The sequence below is a fragment of the Vibrio sp. E14 genome (genome assembly GCF_020515785.1).
Lineage (GTDB): Bacteria > Pseudomonadota > Gammaproteobacteria > Enterobacterales > Vibrionaceae > Vibrio > Vibrio diabolicus.
The window spans coordinates 343,892-360,582 of record NZ_JAHPJI010000002.1; the positions used below are offsets into that span (position 1 = coordinate 343,892).

The following is a 16,691-nucleotide window of genomic DNA, read 5'->3' on the forward strand; positions in this document are numbered from 1 at the left end:
ATTAGGAAAAGTATGAATCCTGTCGTTATATCAGTGTGCGTCATGCTCGTGTTAGCATTGATGCGCGTAAACGTGGTGGTTGCCCTCACGTTTAGTGCCATCGTTGGTGGCCTTGTCGCAGGCATGAGCCTTGGAGACACAGTTGCCGCGTTCGAAAGTGGTTTAGGGGGCGGTGCGACTATCGCTCTGAGCTACGCGATGTTAGGCACTTTCGCCGTTGCTATCTCTAAATCTGGCATCACGGATCTACTGGCAAAAAGTGTTATCAAGCGCTTAAACGGTAAAGAAAACTCGGCGTCAACTACCGGGTTAAAGTACGCGGTGTTAGTCGCGCTCGTTCTTGTCACTATGTCATCTCAGAACGTAATTCCGGTCCATATCGCCTTTATTCCAATTTTGATTCCACCTCTTTTGGGCGTATTTGCGAAACTTAAGCTAGATCGGCGTTTGGTCGCGTGTGTTCTTACTTTTGGTTTGATCACACCTTACATGATCTTACCTGTTGGTTTCGGCGGTATTTTCTTAAACAACATTCTATTAAAGAACCTACATGACAACGGTTTGGAAAACGTGGTTGCAAGCCAAGTTCCAACGGCAATGTTACTGCCAGGTGCTGGTATGTTGTTTGGTCTATTGCTGGCGATCTTTGTTAGCTACCGTAAACCGCGCATCTACGAAGAAACGGAGTTGACTGTCGTTCACGAGACAGATCATGCTATCAATAAAAAGCACATCTTGGTGGCCGCTCTTGGTATTGTCGCCGCATTGGGTGTTCAGCTTTACACTGGCTCAATGATTATTGGTGCTCTAGCTGGCTTTATGGTGTTTACTTTTGGCGGTGTGATTGCTTGGAAAGAAACACACGATGTCTTCACAAAAGGCGTGCATATGATGGCTATGATTGGTTTCATCATGATCGCTGCCGCAGGTTTTGCTGCGGTAATGAAGCAAACAGGTGGCGTTGAGACATTAGTACAGTCTCTCTCTACCAGCATTGGTGATAATAAGCCGCTTGCTGCGCTATTAATGCTAATTGTTGGTCTGTTGGTAACAATGGGTATCGGTTCATCGTTTTCAACCATTCCAATCTTGGCGACAATCTACGTTCCACTCGCGTTGGCATTTGGTTTTTCGCCAATGGCAACAATCGCGCTAGTTGGTACTGCTGCCGCTTTGGGTGATGCTGGTTCTCCAGCGTCCGACTCGACATTAGGCCCTACATCTGGTCTAAATGCCGACGGTCAGCATGAGCACATTTGGGAAACGGTTGTTCCAACCTTTATCCACTACAACATTCCACTGATCATCTTTGGTTGGATTGCTGCAATGGTGCTTTAGTACCTTTGTTTGATGGATATACTTAGTTACGAAAAAGCCGCTCATTGAGCGGCTTTTTGTTATTTGAAATCGCGATTATTGCGCTGGCATATTGTCAATAATACGCTCACGTATCAGTTTCAAGGTAGGCTCTGTTGACAGATAATCCACGGCAATCGGGAAATAAGCGTCGTTAATTTGAAGAACCAAGCTAGGGTAAGAATCCACGCCTAGGCTCTTTGCAAGACTCAGTTGATCTTGGAACACACCTTCTAAGAAAGAGCCGTCCATATCGTTCTTGAACTGCTGAACATTCAAACCAATTTCTTTAGCTAGCTGCAAGTGAGTCGCTTCTTCATGAGGAGGCATCGCACGTAAGTAATACGCATGTTGAATCGCTTCTAGCATCTGCTCATAAGAATCTTGAAAGCCCGCTGCGATAACTGCGCGACAAGATTGGTAAGTGCTTCTTACTGGCGTACAAAGCTTCCAAAAATCGTAGTTAAACTTGGTGCCCAACTGACGCTCAATCTGCTTCCAAATAGCTTCGAGTTTTTGTTGCATCTCTGGTGGCATCGGCAAACTAGTATCTGGCGCAAGACCACCCACCACATACTCAAACTGAATAACGCCTGGCAGTTGCTGTTTCAATTTATCAAGCGTCGGTTTGTAACCCCAACACCAACTGCACATTGGGTCATGCACGTAGTAAAGCTTTATGTTCATTCCACTAACCTAAAAAGAAAAAGGAGCCAGTACGGCTCCTTCGTATTCTATCGCTAAATGTGAGTATTTACGAATTACTCAGCTTGATCTTCAGCGCGCGCTGCAGCTTCTTTGATTAGAGGCTGAAGTTCACCTTTTTGGAACATTTCTAGAATGATGTCGCAACCGCCGATAAGCTCGCCTTCAACCCATAGTTGAGGGAATGTTGGCCATTGTGCGTACTTTGGTAGCTCAGCACGGATATCTGGGTTTTGCAGAATGTCTACGTAAGCGAACTTCTCACCACATGCCATTAGAGCCTGTGACGCTTGAGAAGAGAAACCACAGCTTGGCAGTTTCGGTGATCCTTTCATGTACAGCAGGATTGAGTTTTCAGAGATCTGCTGTTTGATTTTGTCGATAGTTTCCATCGCTTCCTCATTCATGGGTTTGAACTTTGTTTATTTGCCACATTCTACTCAATAACGACAGAATAAAAACCATATAATTAATAAGGCTTAAATTCAGGTTGCTTGATGGCGAACAATTCCGCACTTCACAGCCGCTAACCCCTTAAAATATTTTCATATCGGGGTTTTAATAAAGTAAAAACTTGCTAAAATACTTAGCAAGTCAGCCTTAAAGGCTACATAGCTATAAAAAACACTGGAAGCAATCGAAAGGTCATCCTTTCAAATCAATGGAGAATCGAGTAATGGCATTTGAACTACCAGCTCTTCCTTACGCGAAAGACGCACTAGAACCACACATCTCAGCAGAGACTCTAGACTACCACCACGGTAAGCACCACAACACTTACGTTGTTAAGCTAAATGGTCTTATCCCTGGCACTGAGTTCGAAGGCAAAACTCTAGAAGAGATCATCAAGACTTCTACTGGTGGCGTATTCAACAACGCAGCGCAAATCTGGAACCACACGTTCTACTGGCACTGTCTTGCTCCAAACGCAGGCGGCGAGCCAACTGGCGCAGTTGCTGACGCAATCAACGCAGCGTTCGGTTCTTTCGAAGAATTCAAAGCGAAGTTTACTGATTCAGCAATCAACAACTTCGGTTCTTCATGGACTTGGCTTGTTAAGAAAGCTGACGGCTCTCTAGAGATCGTTAACACTTCTAACGCTGCTACTCCTCTAACAGAAGAAGGTACAACACCACTTCTAACTGTTGACCTATGGGAACACGCATACTACATCGATTACCGCAACGTACGTCCTGATTACATGAACGGCTTCTGGGCACTTGTAAACTGGGACTTCGTAGCTGAGAACCTAGCGAAGTAATTTTACTTCCCCCTAAGTTCAATTTAGTCTTATTTTAAAAGCTCGCTAAACCAGCGAGCTTTTTATTTTTCGCTTAAAAACTCCAATTTAATCTCTTCTTTTTCCTAAAGTTCTTCTCAGACACGCCGTTAAAATGGCATCGAGCGAGGAACATCATGCAAATTCATACTTTAGACAAAGCGGCAATTATTAACGAGCTTCAGTTCGGCAATGGTATCAACCATGCTGTCCACGAAGGACGTCGTGCCGATTTTGCACTGATTTTGTCGATGTTTTCTAACGATGTACGCGACGTTGTACCTGTGGAGGAAATCAAAGAAGTAGCCACTAGCGAAGATATACTCCGTCAACAACTTGAATTGTCAACGCCTCAAGCTCTTCGTTCTGATAGCAGCAGCTATGAGCTAGCAGCACAGCAAACAAAACAATTCCACGGTGCAGGTCTATCCTCAGCGAAACTGAGTCACTACTTGAAACCAGACGCCCTGACCTACTTGCCGGAAGATACGTTTAACCTTCCTGAAGACGTTTATCACAACCTATCCGGTCATGAGCGACGCAAATTGGGCGAGCGCAACAAAAAACTCATCCCAGATGCAGGGCTATACAATCAACTAGTGACGGCTCAACGTCAGTATCAAATTCAACTGCAAGTATAGAGATCATTGTTCAACCAACAGCTTGCAGTATCCACAGTCAGAAATGTGACGCCTTACAAATTACCGCACAATAGTCCTCATCCAAAAGCGTTAGTTTGAAGTCTTTCACACTGAGCCTTTCTAATTTCAACCATGCTAATAGCACAAACCACTGGTGTATTTTTTTCACACAGGGATACAGTGAAGGTGTTATGGATATTAAAGAATCAATTATTCTCGTCACGTCTGCAGGTTCTGTTATAGGAAGGACTTGTGCTAGTCACTTTGCTCACCTTGGAGCGACGTTGATTCTTTGTGACCAAAACTCTAGCGCTCTAAAAGCGAGCTATGAGCAGATTAGTGCCTTCACAGATAAAGTCTATGCGATGAATGTGTGCAGTGATAACACAACGTCCATTAACTTACTGTTTGATCAAATAGAATCGCAGCTGCGTGCGACACCAGACGTGATAGTCAATTGCTGGACGAGCTCTCCCATGCCAGGCTTGATGGCTCCCGAACCTATGAGTACTTACATTGATCACTTGTCTTCTGCAGCACGTTTCCTCTACACCTATGGCCAGGTGGGAGCCGAACGATTTCGCGCTAGAAATAAGAAAGGGGTAATTGTTAACGTCATTTCCCATGACAGCCATGAAGATTTAACGGGTGTCGAAAGCATGGCTGCTTTGGTGTCAGGTTTTACTCACAGTTGGGCAAAAGAGCTCACTCCATTTAATATTCGGGTGGGTGGCGTCATTCCTTCGGTAAACCATACAAGAGAAGAACTTAACGAAAGACACTGGGCCGAGATCCAAGATGAACTGGTTCGCAATACCGCATATATCGTATCAAATGAGTATTTTAGTGGCAGAGTGGTTGCTACTGAGGTATGAATGGACAACATGTTTGTTGCGTCAACGGATCGCTCTTACTCAACTCTTTCAACAAAAAAGCCCCAGTCAAATGACTGGGGCTTTTACTTTTTCCCGGTTAAGGTTTCGTGCTAGCGAAAACCTTACTCACACGACTCTTAATTACGCGTCAGCTTTTTCTTTCTTTGCTTTAGGCGCCGCTTTCGCTGCTTCTTGGTCTGCTTTCTTCTTGATAACTGTTGTACCTTCGAAAGTTTCACCTTCAACGAATGCTTTACCGTAGTAAGAAGCCATTAACACATCTTTAAGTTCGCTAATTAGTGGGTAGCGAGGGTTCGCACCAGTACATTGGTCATCGAACGCTTCAACTGCTAGCTCATCAAGTTTCGCGATAAAGTCTGCTTCAGCTACGCCTGCGGCTTGGATAGACATTGGGATGTCTAGGTTCACTTTTAGCTCATCCAACCATGCTAGTAGACGTTCAATTTTCTGAGCAGTACGGTCACCAGCTTGGCTTAGACCTAAGTGGTCAGCAACTTCAGCGTAACGGCGACGTGCTTGTGGGCGGTCGTATTGAGAGAACGCTGTTTGTTTAGTTGGGTTATCGTTCGCGTTGTAACGTACAACGTTAGAGATAAGTAATGCGTTTGCTAGGCCATGTGGAATGTGGAACTCAGCACCTAGTTTGTGCGCCATTGAGTGACAAACACCTAGGAATGCGTTAGCAAATGCCACACCAGCGATAGTTGCTGCGTTGTGTACTTTCTCACGAGCGATTGGGTCGTTAGCGCCGTTCGCGTAGCTTGAAGGTAGGTATTCTTTTAGCATCTTAAGTGCTTGTAGAGCCTGACCATCTGAGTATTCGTTCGCAAGAACAGATACGTAAGCTTCTAGAGCGTGAGTTACTGCATCGTAACCACCAAATGCTGTTAGAGACTTAGGCATGTTCATCACTAGATTAGCATCAACGATAGCCATGTTTGGCGTGATTTCGTAGTCAGCTAGTGGGTATTTAGCACCAGTCTTGTCGTCAGTAACAACCGCAAATGGTGTAACTTCTGAACCAGTACCTGAAGTTGTAGTGATACATACAAGCTCAGCTTTTTGACCCATTTTAGGGAACTTGTAAATACGTTTACGGATGTCCATAAAGCGCATTGCTAGTTCTTCGAAGTGAGTTTCTGGGTGCTCGTACATTACCCACATGATCTTCGCAGCATCCATTGGTGAACCACCACCTAGCGCTAGGATAACATCTGGTTGGTAGCTAGCCATTTGAGCCGCACCTTTCTCTACAACAGAAAGCGTTGGGTCAGCTTCAACATCGAAGAATGTTTGAACTTCCATGCCTTGAGCTTTCAGTAGGCTTACTACGTCATCTGCGTAACCGTTGTTGAATAGGAAACGGTCAGTTACTAAGAATGCGCGTTTCTTACCTTCTAGGTCGCCTAGAGCAATTGGAAGGCTACCACGACGGAAGTAGATTGACTTAGGTAGTTTATGCCACAACATGTTTTCAGCTCGCTTCGCTACAGTTTTCTTGTTGATTAGGTGTTTAGGACCTACGTTCTCAGAGATAGAGTTACCACCCCATGAACCACAACCTAGAGTTAGAGAAGGCGCAACGTTGAAGTTGTACAAGTCACCGATACCACCGTGAGTAGTCGGGATGTTGATTAGGATACGAGCTGTCTTCATCTTGTCACCGAAGTAACGGATACGGTCAGCGTTAGTATCTTGGTTAGTGTAAAGACCAGATGTGTGGCCGATACCACCAATCTCAACCATAGTTACCGCTTGAGCAACCGCGTCTTCGAAGTTGTCAGCACGGAATAGACCTAGAGTTGGAGATAGTTTCTCGTGAGCGAATGCGTCATCGTGAGACACTTTACCTAGACCTTCACCAACAAGGACTTTCGTGTCTGCTGGAACTTTAACGCCTGCCATTTCAGCGATTGCCGCTGCTGGCTGACCTACGATTTTCGCGTTTAGCGCGCCATCGATAAGAAGAACTTTACGAACTTTTTCAGCTTCTGCTTTGCTTAGTACGTAAGCTTTGTGAGAAGCAAAACGCTCTTTCACTTCATCGTAAACTTCATCAACGACGATTGCAGCCTGCTCAGAAGCACATACTACGCCGTTGTCGAAAGTCTTAGACATCAGGATAGAAGCCACTGCACGTTTGATGTCAGCAGTTTCGTCGATAACAACAGGAACGTTACCTGCACCTACACCGATTGCTGGTTTACCAGAAGAGTAAGCTGCTTTAACCATGCCTGGGCCACCAGTTGCAAGGATAAGAGCAATGTCATCGTGTTTCATAAGAGCGTTAGAAAGCTCAACAGAAGGTTGGTCGATCCAACCGATGATGTCTTTTGGTGCACCCGCTGCTACTGCTGCGTCTAGAACCAGTTTCGCTGCGTCGTTAGTCGAGTTTTTCGCACGTGGGTGTGGTGAGAAGATGATACCGTTACGAGTCTTCAGAGAGATTAGAGATTTGAAGATCGCTGTAGATGTAGGGTTAGTCGTTGGTACGATACCGCAGATGATACCTACAGGTTCAGCGATAGTCATAGTACCTAGGTTGTCATCCTCTTCTAGGATGCCACACGTTTGTTCGTCTTTGTATTTGTTGTAGATAAACTCAGAAGCGAAGTGGTTCTTGATTACTTTATCTTCAACAATACCCATACCAGATTCTTCAACCGCTTGTTGAGCTAGCGGGATACGGGCTTGGTTAGCTGCAAGCGATGCTGCACGGAAGATTTTGTCTACTTGCTCTTGAGAGTAAGTAGCGAACTCTTCTTGCGCTTTCTTAACGCGAGCAATCATTGCATCTAGTTCAGCCATATTAGTTACAGGCATAGGGAATCTCCTAAAATTAACAAATATTAAAAACTTTTTACTAAGGCTATTACTTATCGTTTTTACTGTTTATCAGTCACTTAGAAAACAAACGTCTTAGTAAATTGCTTTCAGGACTGAGTATAATATTTCAGAGTGTGAAAAAAATTGACTTGGATCAGTTCTCACGACCTAAATACCACCAAAGTGGTGCCCTATCACACTAAAACGACATAACCCACTGATAAACAAATAAATTAATCTTCAATTTTTATTGAACAAAAAAGAAGCAAATAGACAAATAAATAAAAGAAACTACAACAACCTGTAAAAAAGTTTCATTTTTAGCCAACAAAATTACATGTAGGCCCAATTCCTTGTGCTACTGAGAGTATATCGAACCGAATACATCTCTCTACAAACCACCTTAGTTTTTATCAAAAGTGTGCGAATGTTAACGTTTATGTAAAACAGCACACTTTGACAGCAACTTTATACGCAACAATTCTTTTCCAGATTAGATACAGTTTATTAAAGAATTAGTTTTTCTCACTAAAACAGTAGGAAATGCGTTAGTTTTTTTCATTTCTTCCAACCCAACTTTTGCCTTACATTACGCCCAAATTACCCCTTCGCCTTTTCACTAATGTGAACTTTAATGAGTACGCAACATGCAAACTTTTGAACTTGCTATCTTCTTGCAGTTTTTTCTTGGTTTGGTCGCCGCAGTAAACCCTGTTGGTATCATGCCTGTGTTTGTGTCACTAACCGGACATATGACACCAGACGAAAAGCGCAATACGGCAACCACAGCGAACGTGGCTGTTGCTATCATTCTGATCATTTCGCTCTTTGCTGGCCAGTTACTATTAGATATGTTCAGCATTTCTCTGGATTCGTTTCGTGTTGCAGGTGGGCTACTGCTGCTTAGCATCGCGTTCTCGATGATGAGCGGTAAACTGGGGGAAGATAAACAAAACAAACAGGAAAAATCAGAATACGTGAGTCGCGAGCAGATCGGTGTTGTTCCTCTTGCGATGCCGCTAATGGCAGGACCAGGCGCAATCAGTTCGACTATTGTTTACGGTGCACGCTACCCAAGCATGTTTGATACGGTAGGCATCAGCATTACAATTGGCTTGTTCTGTCTATGCTCGTGGCTGTTGTTCCGCTCTGCCCCACTGATCGTGCGATTTTTGGGCCAAACTGGTATCAACGTCATTACCCGTATCATGGGTTTGATATTAGGTGCATTGGGTATTGAGTTTATCGCCAATGGTTTACGCAACTTATTTCCAGGATTAGCCTGAGTTTCTATAAAATTGTATGATAGAGCGATTCAACAATGGATCGCTTTGTCATGACGACTGACTCTCTTAAATATACTCTTTATGTCACCATTTTTGGTACTCATACCAAAGCTGGTCGAACCTTCGATATTGCACTGATAATCGCGATTATCAGTTCTCTAATCGTACTGGTATTAGACTCAATACCATCCGTACGCGCCGAGTGGGCAAAAGAGCTGAAATACTTGGAGTACACTTTTACCGGTTTGTTCACTATTGAGTATTTTCTCCGGCTTTATTGCTCTCCAAAACCAGCCGCCTATGCGAAGAGCTTTTATGGCGTCGTTGATTTACTCGCGATTTTACCTACTTACTTAGCACTGTTTTTCCCTTCTGCCTCCTTTATGGGCGTAATAAGAGCACTGCGAGTCATGCGAATATTCCGCATACTCAAGTTGGTACGCTATCTTCAAGAGTCCAACATCCTCTTACGCTCTCTACTGATGGCGCGCAGAAAGATTTTTATCTTCTTTAGCTCTGTCGCCATTATGGTCACGATCTTTGGGTCACTGATTTTTGTCCTTGAGGGGCCTGAAAACGGATTTACTAGCATTCCGAAAAGTATTTATTGGGCTATTGTGACCATCACAACGGTTGGATATGGTGACTTGGTACCTCAAACAGATCTCGGAAAAGGGCTTGCCTCACTCACCATGTTGTTGGGTTATTCAATTTTGGCGGTCCCTACTGGTATTTTCACAGCAGAGCTTCACCAAGAAATGCAATCGCACAAAGTATTAGTGAAGTGTCCGAACTGTTCTCACGCCGGGCACGACTCTGATGCGACTTACTGTAAACACTGTGGTAGTGAACTGGCCGATCCTGACAAACGCGTTGTTCGTGGAGAAGACGAAGCATAAAAAAGAGCTCCCTAGGGAGCTCTTTTATTTTGTCATCAAACAAAGATTGATGTGATTATGCTTTCTCAGAAAGAATAATGCGTAACGTACGACGCAATGGTTCTGCTGCGCCCCAAAGTAGTTGGTCACCAACAGTGAAAGCATTTAGGAAGTCATCACCCATTGCCATCTTACGTAGACGACCTACTGGTACGGACATAGTGCCTGTTACTTTTGCAGGTGTAAGTTCTTGCGCAGTAATGTCACGATCATTAGGAATCACTTTAACCCAGTCGTTATGAGTGGCGATGATTTCTTCGATTTCGTCCATTGGGACATTTTGTTTAAGCTTAATAGTGAGTGCTTGAGAGTGACAGCGCATCGCACCAATACGGACACAAGTACCATCAATTGGCACAGGCGAGCTTTGTGAGCCCAAAATTTTGTTTGCCTCTGCGCCCGCTTTCCACTCTTCTTTACTCTGACCGTTATCACGTTTCACATCGATCCACGGAATAAGCGAGCCAGCTAGTGGTACACCGAATTTATCGGTAGGGAAAGAACCGCTGCGCATTGTGTCTGCAACTTTTTTATCAATATCTAGGATAGAGCTTGATGGGTTTGCAAGTTCGGAACTTACAGAGTCATTGATAACGCCCATTTGCGAGATCAGTTCACGCATGTTTTGTGCGCCAGCACCAGAAGCGGCTTGGTACGTCATTGCGCTTGTCCACTCAACAAGGCCTTTCTCGAATAAGCCACCTAGACCCATTAGCATTAAACTAACCGTACAGTTACCACCAACAAATGTGTTTGTGCCACCGTGGATGCCTTGTTGGATTTGCTTTAAGTTCACAGGATCAAGCGTGATGATGGAATCTTCCGCCATACGTAACGTAGATGCTGCGTCAATCCAGTAGCCTTTCCAACCGGCTTGACGAAGTGCTGGGTAAACTTTTTCTGTGTAGCTACCACCTTGACATGTAATTACCGCATCAAGCTGTTTTAAGCTTTCAATATCATACGCGTCTTGCAGTAAGCCTGCGTCTTTTCCTAAGTTAGGAGCAGGAATACCAACTTGAGAAGTACTGTAGAATACTGGTTCGATTAGGTCGAAGTCTTTCTCTTCAACCATACGCTGCATAAGGACTGAACCAACCATACCGCGCCAACCAACTAAACCAACTCTCATCGTATTAACTCTCCATGTATTAAAAAACCTACCCCATAGTTAATTTTTCGCATCAAAATCTCAACCCCTATTTTGTAAATAAGCCTATTTTTTAACCTTTTCCTATGAAAATTCGTGTTAAACGAGATTTTTTAGTGTTTGGTTTGCGATTTCGGCCATTTTTCAAGTAGGGAAAGCCCTGTTACTCCAAATTGGTCTTACCACTCAGTGATAAAATAACACATGAAGCACAATAATTTCACATTACACAACATTTAAAACCAAAAAAGTTAAAACAAACTAACAGTTAATTTCACAAGCAAACGTTTTTGCCGACGAACATCAAGATAAAACACCAAATATTCGAAATATAATTTTTGTTAATGTATGTTATGCGCGATTACAACAAGGAGCGCCTTCCTCTATTGCTCCAAGATTGACAGAGGCACATATGAAGCAAGTTACACCACGCCTACCAAGCTTGATACAGGTATTTATCTCGCTCGGTTTATTTCTACTGCTGGCATTTTCGTTCACTGCCAAGCTAGACCTACCGATCCAGCTAGCGCTGTACATCGGTTGGTTCATTATCATGATATTAGGCATTAAGCTTGGTCATCAGTACAAAGATCTGGAAAAAGCTGCACTAAATGGCATTTCCAATGGACTTGGAGCCGTCTTAATTCTTCTTGCCGTTGGCGCGCTTGTTGGTACGTGGATCTCTGGTGGTATTGTTCCAACCATTATTTACTACGGCCTTAAAGCAATTCACCCTTCTATCTTTTTGCTCGCAACCATGATCATCTGTTCATTGACTGCGCTAGCGACTGGCACATCTTGGGGCGCTGCTGGTACTGCTGGTATTGCGATGATGGGTATTGGCCAAGGCCTTGGCGTTCCAGCACCAATTACTGCTGGTGCGGTGCTTTCAGGTTGTTACTTTGGTGACAAAATGTCGCCTCTATCGGATTCTGTGATTCTTGCTTCATCGATGTCTAACGTTGAAGTAATGGAACATATTAAAGGCATGCTGCCGATCGCACTCATTAGCTACATTATTACAGGCATTATGTTTACTGCATTTGGTTTCCACTACGCAGGTCAAGTTGACATGAGCCAAGTAGACTCTGTAATTAAAGCGATGGAGCAGCAATTCTACATCACTCCTTACTCATTTGTTCCTGTGATCATCGTATTGTCACTTCTAGCAATGCGTATGCCTTCATTCCCAGTGATCAGTTTTGGTTCTCTGCTCGGTATTATTTGGGCAGTAATGATTCAAGATGTGGACTTCCTAACCGCGTTCAACACCGCTTGGGCTCCGTTTGCGATTTCTTCAGGCGTAGATTTCATTGACTCAATTCTTAACCGTGGCGGCATGTCTTCAATGCTTGGCTCGGTAGCAGTTATCGTATTCGGCCTTGGTTTTGGTGGTCTACTAGATAAAGTGGGTGTGTTAGAAACTATCGCTAAGCTGTTTGAAAAACGCGTTCAAAGTGCAGGTTCACTGGCAACAAGTACAATCGGTACAGCCTTTATGGGGAACGTATTTGGTTCAGCGATGTACGTTTCACTTATCCTGACACCAAAAATCTGTGCGAAGAACTACGATCGCCTAGGCTACAAACGTAAGAACTTGTCTCGTAACGCAGAGTTCGGCGGCACATTAACATCTGGTATGGTTCCATGGAGTGACAATGGTATCTACATGGCAAGTATTCTGGGTGTTGCGACACTATCTTATGCACCGTTCATGTGGCTAAGCTTTGTATGTATCATCGTGACTATCATCAGCTCCTACATGGGTTGGTTTGTTGATAAATGCGAACCAACGGCGGAAGCAGTTGAACAAGCAGAAGGCGAACTGAAGCAGCAAACCGCTTAAGTTCGCATAGGTAGGAAGAATCTCTCTTTCCGAGTGAAAGACAAAGAAAAAGAGCGCGTGAGCGCTCTTTTTTATATCTCAACCAAACGTTAACTTTGTTTGGCTTGCGTTTTCACTGCTGCACGCTTACCAAACCAATAGCCCAAGCCAAGTGGTGCAAAGAATATAACGGCAATGAACAAGATGAAGTAGATAATGGTACTTTTAACGAGATCAATCAGCTTGGTCATCGCTAAACTGACCACTTCCTGCGAGACTCGGTCCATATCTTGAGCAAACTTCTCACGCTCATGGGTAATGATCTGCGCGATTTCTTGGCGCTCTCTGGCTACCATCAGCTCTAAAGCTTGGCGCTCCTCACCCAATTGAGATAAACGCGCTTGCGTTTTTTGGTCAATATCGTCAACCAAAGGTTGTAACTCTACCGCCATTTGCTCTGCCAAATAGCGCATGTACTCTGGATTGTTATCAATAAAGTCCTTCATCGAATCAGCCGTAACTTGTAGGCTATTTAGCGCAGCATTAACTTTTTCGATGCTGGCAGAGCTATTTAATGCTAATAACTGCGCCTTCCAAGTCATAATTTTTGGGGTCTGTTCTGATACAAGGCTTAGACGATCCGAGACATCCCCTAATGCTTCTGGCATTGTACCTAGCGTAGTCACTGCCTCTTCCTCGCTAATTTGATTCGCATCTAACCACCCACGGTAAGCTGGCGTCCTGATCATACTTAAGTCCGCGAATGGATGTTGCTTAACGAACTCTGCAACAAACGCTTGTGTCTTGATGTACGCTTCTTGTTTCAACAGAGATTGAGCCAGTTTATCCACCTCTTTCGCTAAGTGAGCAGAAACTAACTTTGCCTCATCTGTCGCAAACAGTTCATTGCCAGGGCCAGTCGTAAAGAATTGACCCATCTGTAGCGTAAAAGTCCAAGTATCAATCAGTGCTGCCATTGGCGAGACTTGGTATGCTGCGGCTTGAAGACCTTCTTCAGCATTTATCTTCCAAAGCAAAATATAAGATTGATGGACTTTATCATGCGGCTCATATTGATCGTGCAATGCATCAGCAGCTTGCTCTACCTGAGCAAAAAACTGTTGCGCATACTCACGAGTCAGGAGACGCATATTAAGCTCTTGTTTGGTAAGAGGGACGGTTTGACTCTCGATTTTCACTTCTAACAGGGAGCACCCTGAAAGCATCACAACCAACCCTATCAACATCATTGAAGACAATCGACGAACGGACATGAAAGTACCTTTAACAAATTGTATGGAACAGGAATAAAGCGAACTAAGTCATATAGTTCGGGCCTTTAATACCCCAACTCTGATGATTGTAAGTCAGAGCAATATCAATCTGTTAGCGCTTCTTGTATCTTTTCACTATTGAGAACGTGGTTAGCGAAAAGTATGGTTTGCTTTAGGACATCATCTAAACGTGTCAGTTTCTCTTCCGGCACTTTTTGCCCTTGTTTAATCAACAGTTCAATATCACCCGAAATGCAGTGCAATGGCATTGCTCCTAAACTTCCCGAGACCCCTTTAAGACTATGAGCGGCTCTTTGCGCTTGCTCTTTATCCTCTTCTAATAGCCGATGCATTTTTGAACCATCGCCAGAGTGATCCTGAATAAAGACTTCAAGTAACATTCGCACCGCGCTTTCATCTCCCGATAGCGAGTCCAGCATCTTATTGATATCTATATACGGCTCACGTTCCACTACTGCCACTTGTGATGTGTTCGGCTCATTATGACTCTGTTCGTTAACTTGGCCGTTTTGAGCGCTTTCGGACTGAGCAGAAAAAACAACGTAAGACCCACCAGCTTGCTCAGACTCTTTATCTTCTGCTCTTGATGGTATTAGCGGCTGAACGGTTCTTTGGGAGAAAAGCCCCCATGAAATAAGAGAAAGAAATAAACCACTGATTACTGACAACCAAGTAACAAAGGTCATCAACTTTTGTTCCAACTGGTCATTTATCGAAGTTAACTGGTTCGGGAAATCAGGATTAAGCAGTTGATTAACTAGATAGCTGCCTTGCGCCTTGGCAGATAGCGCGCTTGAAGTCTGGGCAAGTTGACGCTGAAAAGCACTTAGCTCTTGAGGAGAAAGCGTGTCCGACTCGATAAAGAGTCGGTCTAAATCACGATAAGTATCGCTATTCGTTGCTGAGTCACTAAAAATAGACTCCAAAACAAGTGCGCCTAAGCGATAGTACATTGATTGAATTTGCTCAGAGTTTTCAGCTCGGGCACGGCTCCTTCGCAACTGTTCAGCCAATGATACAAGCTCACTGTCACTCCCTACAAAGGCTCGAGCACTTTCTAAAAATCGATCGGTCGCATAAAGCAATTGAGTAATATCTGGTGTGATTTTTCCTTCAGAAAACTCACTTTCAAGCTGTAAGCGAACTGCATAGGCTAACTGAAGTTTTAGTGAAACTTGGTCGACGTGCTTAACACGATAAGGCAGATCAAAGTTAAAAAAATGTCTGACTTCTTCAACTTTGCTTCCTAGCTCATTCACCGTTGAAATGGTTTGAATCGTTTGTTTGGCTTGCAACCAAATCCCTAGCGCTAAAACACACCATAAAACGAACCAGAACCAAACAAACCGCCTAATTCCTTCTTTTAGCTTCAGCAACACTCGCCCCTCGCATATCTCCATTAATTACAAGCATATACTATGGATGTTTCTTATTCACATAAAAAAAGAGAGCAATTGGCTCTCTTTTTTTGACGATACGGTTTTAGTTGCGACTCAGCTGATCTTTTAGATTTGGAGGCGTACCTTTAATCGTTAAGGTATCCGTCTCTGGGTCATAAAAAATACGCTCGCCAAGCAATAGGCTATCAAAGCTAATATTCAAGCCACCACCAGCGCCAACAAATTTAGTCAGTTTGCGAACCGTCGCACGGTCACCTGGGAAAGACTCTTCAAGTTCGTACCCTTGCTCTTTGGTGAAATCCATAAAGCTTGTGCCATCTTGGCTTGGAGGAAGCTCTCCAGAAAGCTCTGAGATTTGAACCTCATCACCGGATTTAATTTGCTGATTGCAGTAATCGTAAACTTGTTTCTTGTACTCATTCACTTCTTGCTTTTCTAGCTTCGAGTCAGCACAAAAATCATCCACTGCCTGCATCAACACTAAGTTTTGTTGTTTAGTATCTAAGCCGATGTCCGCTTGCAGGAAATCTAGGAAGAAATCCGCCACTTTACGGCCGACGCGTCCCTTGATGTATTGCAAGTAACGATTGGATTCCTTATCAGTGTCGTAGCTCGACAAGTCAATTCGTGCCGCAATATCCATTTTGGTGATATCTAGGTAATCCGTCGCACTGATGTCCAAACCTTCGGTCACTTTTAAACTTTGGTTCATTGGTAAGATACCGATGAACAAGTAGTCCGTTGCTAAACTCTGATACTCAGCGAAAACCAAAATACCTTCATCCGCAAATGGGTACTTAATCAACTCTTCTTTCAAGCGATTTGCACTAATTTGTGAGAAGTCGTAAAAATCTCGCTCTCCTTTGCGCATTTCTTGAAGCCAAAATTGAAATTCGCTGTCTGACTGGAAAGAGCCAAAACCTTTACCAGCTTTAGAATGGAATACTCGGTGAAGTTCAGCGACTAAGTTTTCAGTAGATGCATCGTTCTCTAATGATGCTGGACGAAAGTTTACAACTAGCTCGTCCTGATCGTTTTTGCACAGTTGATGCAGAATAACGTTTGAAAGATGAAGGCTCATAGTGATTTTATCT

At 43.8% G+C, this 16,691-nt stretch carries 14 protein-coding genes; 7 read left to right on the forward strand and 7 right to left on the reverse strand.

Features of this window, described 5'->3' with window-relative positions; all coding sequences use genetic code 11:
* Positions 1-12: 12 nt before the first annotated feature.
* Positions 13-1,338 carry a Na+/H+ antiporter family protein gene (locus LIX84_RS06865; protein ID WP_005396535.1) on the forward strand — a complete coding sequence of 442 codons (1,326 nt, stop codon included), beginning with the start codon at positions 13-15 and terminating at the stop codon, positions 1,336-1,338.
* A 75-nt stretch (positions 1,339-1,413) separates the two neighbouring features.
* On the opposite strand, the gene LIX84_RS06870 is transcribed toward LIX84_RS06865, so the two are convergent.
* Both LIX84_RS06870 and LIX84_RS06875 read right to left on the reverse strand, forming a co-directional pair.
* Positions 1,414-2,043 (reverse strand): DsbA family protein, encoded by a 630-nt coding sequence (locus LIX84_RS06870; RefSeq protein ID WP_012841567.1) that lies wholly within the window; start codon positions 2,041-2,043, stop codon positions 1,414-1,416.
* A 74-nt stretch (positions 2,044-2,117) separates the two neighbouring features.
* The gene (locus tag LIX84_RS06875; RefSeq protein ID WP_017635833.1) at positions 2,118-2,453 is read right to left on the reverse strand and encodes a Grx4 family monothiol glutaredoxin; all 336 of its coding nucleotides are present in this window, start codon (positions 2,451-2,453) and stop codon (positions 2,118-2,120) included.
* 284 nt (positions 2,454-2,737) lie between these two features.
* On the opposite strand from LIX84_RS06875, the gene sodB reads away from it, so the two are divergent.
* The 3 genes from sodB (at position 2,738) to LIX84_RS06890 (ending at position 4,856) form a co-directional block, all read left to right on the forward strand.
* Entirely contained in the window at positions 2,738-3,322 is a 585-nt protein-coding gene (gene sodB / locus LIX84_RS06880; protein ID WP_005396533.1) for a superoxide dismutase [Fe], read from the forward strand.
* Between the two features lie 155 nt (positions 3,323-3,477).
* The gene (locus LIX84_RS06885; RefSeq protein ID WP_226420974.1) at positions 3,478-3,981 is read left to right on the forward strand and encodes a VC2046/SO_2500 family protein; all 504 of its coding nucleotides are present in this window, start codon (positions 3,478-3,480) and stop codon (positions 3,979-3,981) included.
* 191 nt (positions 3,982-4,172) lie between these two features.
* Entirely contained in the window at positions 4,173-4,856 is a 684-nt protein-coding gene (locus LIX84_RS06890) for an SDR family oxidoreductase (protein WP_046874522.1), read from the forward strand.
* A 141-nt stretch (positions 4,857-4,997) separates the two neighbouring features.
* Here LIX84_RS06890 and adhE read toward each other — a convergent pair whose 3' ends face one another.
* Entirely contained in the window at positions 4,998-7,700 is a 2,703-nt protein-coding gene (gene adhE, locus LIX84_RS06895; protein ID WP_012841564.1) for a bifunctional acetaldehyde-CoA/alcohol dehydrogenase, read from the reverse strand.
* Between the two features lie 650 nt (positions 7,701-8,350).
* On the opposite strand from adhE, the gene LIX84_RS06900 reads away from it, so the two are divergent.
* Together LIX84_RS06900 and LIX84_RS06905 are read left to right on the forward strand one after the other, a co-directional pair.
* Entirely contained in the window at positions 8,351-8,989 is a 639-nt protein-coding gene (locus tag LIX84_RS06900) for a YchE family NAAT transporter (RefSeq protein WP_005396528.1), read from the forward strand.
* A 35-nt stretch (positions 8,990-9,024) separates the two neighbouring features.
* The gene (locus LIX84_RS06905; RefSeq protein ID WP_226420975.1) at positions 9,025-9,888 is read left to right on the forward strand and encodes an ion transporter; all 864 of its coding nucleotides are present in this window, start codon (positions 9,025-9,027) and stop codon (positions 9,886-9,888) included.
* 55 nt (positions 9,889-9,943) lie between these two features.
* Here the strand turns inward: LIX84_RS06905 and asd are convergent, their stop codons facing one another.
* Positions 9,944-11,059, reverse strand: a complete 1,116-nt coding sequence (gene asd, locus LIX84_RS06910) for an aspartate-semialdehyde dehydrogenase (protein WP_005396526.1) — start codon at positions 11,057-11,059, stop codon at positions 9,944-9,946.
* Between the two features lie 430 nt (positions 11,060-11,489).
* Between asd and nhaC the strand changes: the two genes are divergently transcribed.
* Positions 11,490-12,923 (forward strand): Na+/H+ antiporter NhaC, encoded by a 1,434-nt coding sequence (nhaC, locus tag LIX84_RS06915; protein WP_005396525.1) that lies wholly within the window; start codon positions 11,490-11,492, stop codon positions 12,921-12,923.
* 89 nt (positions 12,924-13,012) lie between these two features.
* Here the strand turns inward: nhaC and LIX84_RS06920 are convergent, their stop codons facing one another.
* From LIX84_RS06920 to yejK, 3 genes are all read right to left on the reverse strand, one after another.
* Positions 13,013-14,176, reverse strand: a complete 1,164-nt coding sequence (locus tag LIX84_RS06920) for a chemotaxis protein (RefSeq protein ID WP_226420976.1) — start codon at positions 14,174-14,176, stop codon at positions 13,013-13,015.
* Between the two features lie 104 nt (positions 14,177-14,280).
* Positions 14,281-15,597, reverse strand: a complete 1,317-nt coding sequence (locus LIX84_RS06925) for an Hpt domain-containing protein (protein ID WP_226420977.1) — start codon at positions 15,595-15,597, stop codon at positions 14,281-14,283.
* A gap of 82 nt (positions 15,598-15,679) precedes the next feature.
* Positions 15,680-16,678, reverse strand: a complete 999-nt coding sequence (yejK, locus tag LIX84_RS06930; RefSeq protein WP_226420978.1) for a nucleoid-associated protein YejK — start codon at positions 16,676-16,678, stop codon at positions 15,680-15,682.
* Positions 16,679-16,691 lie beyond the last annotated feature (13 nt).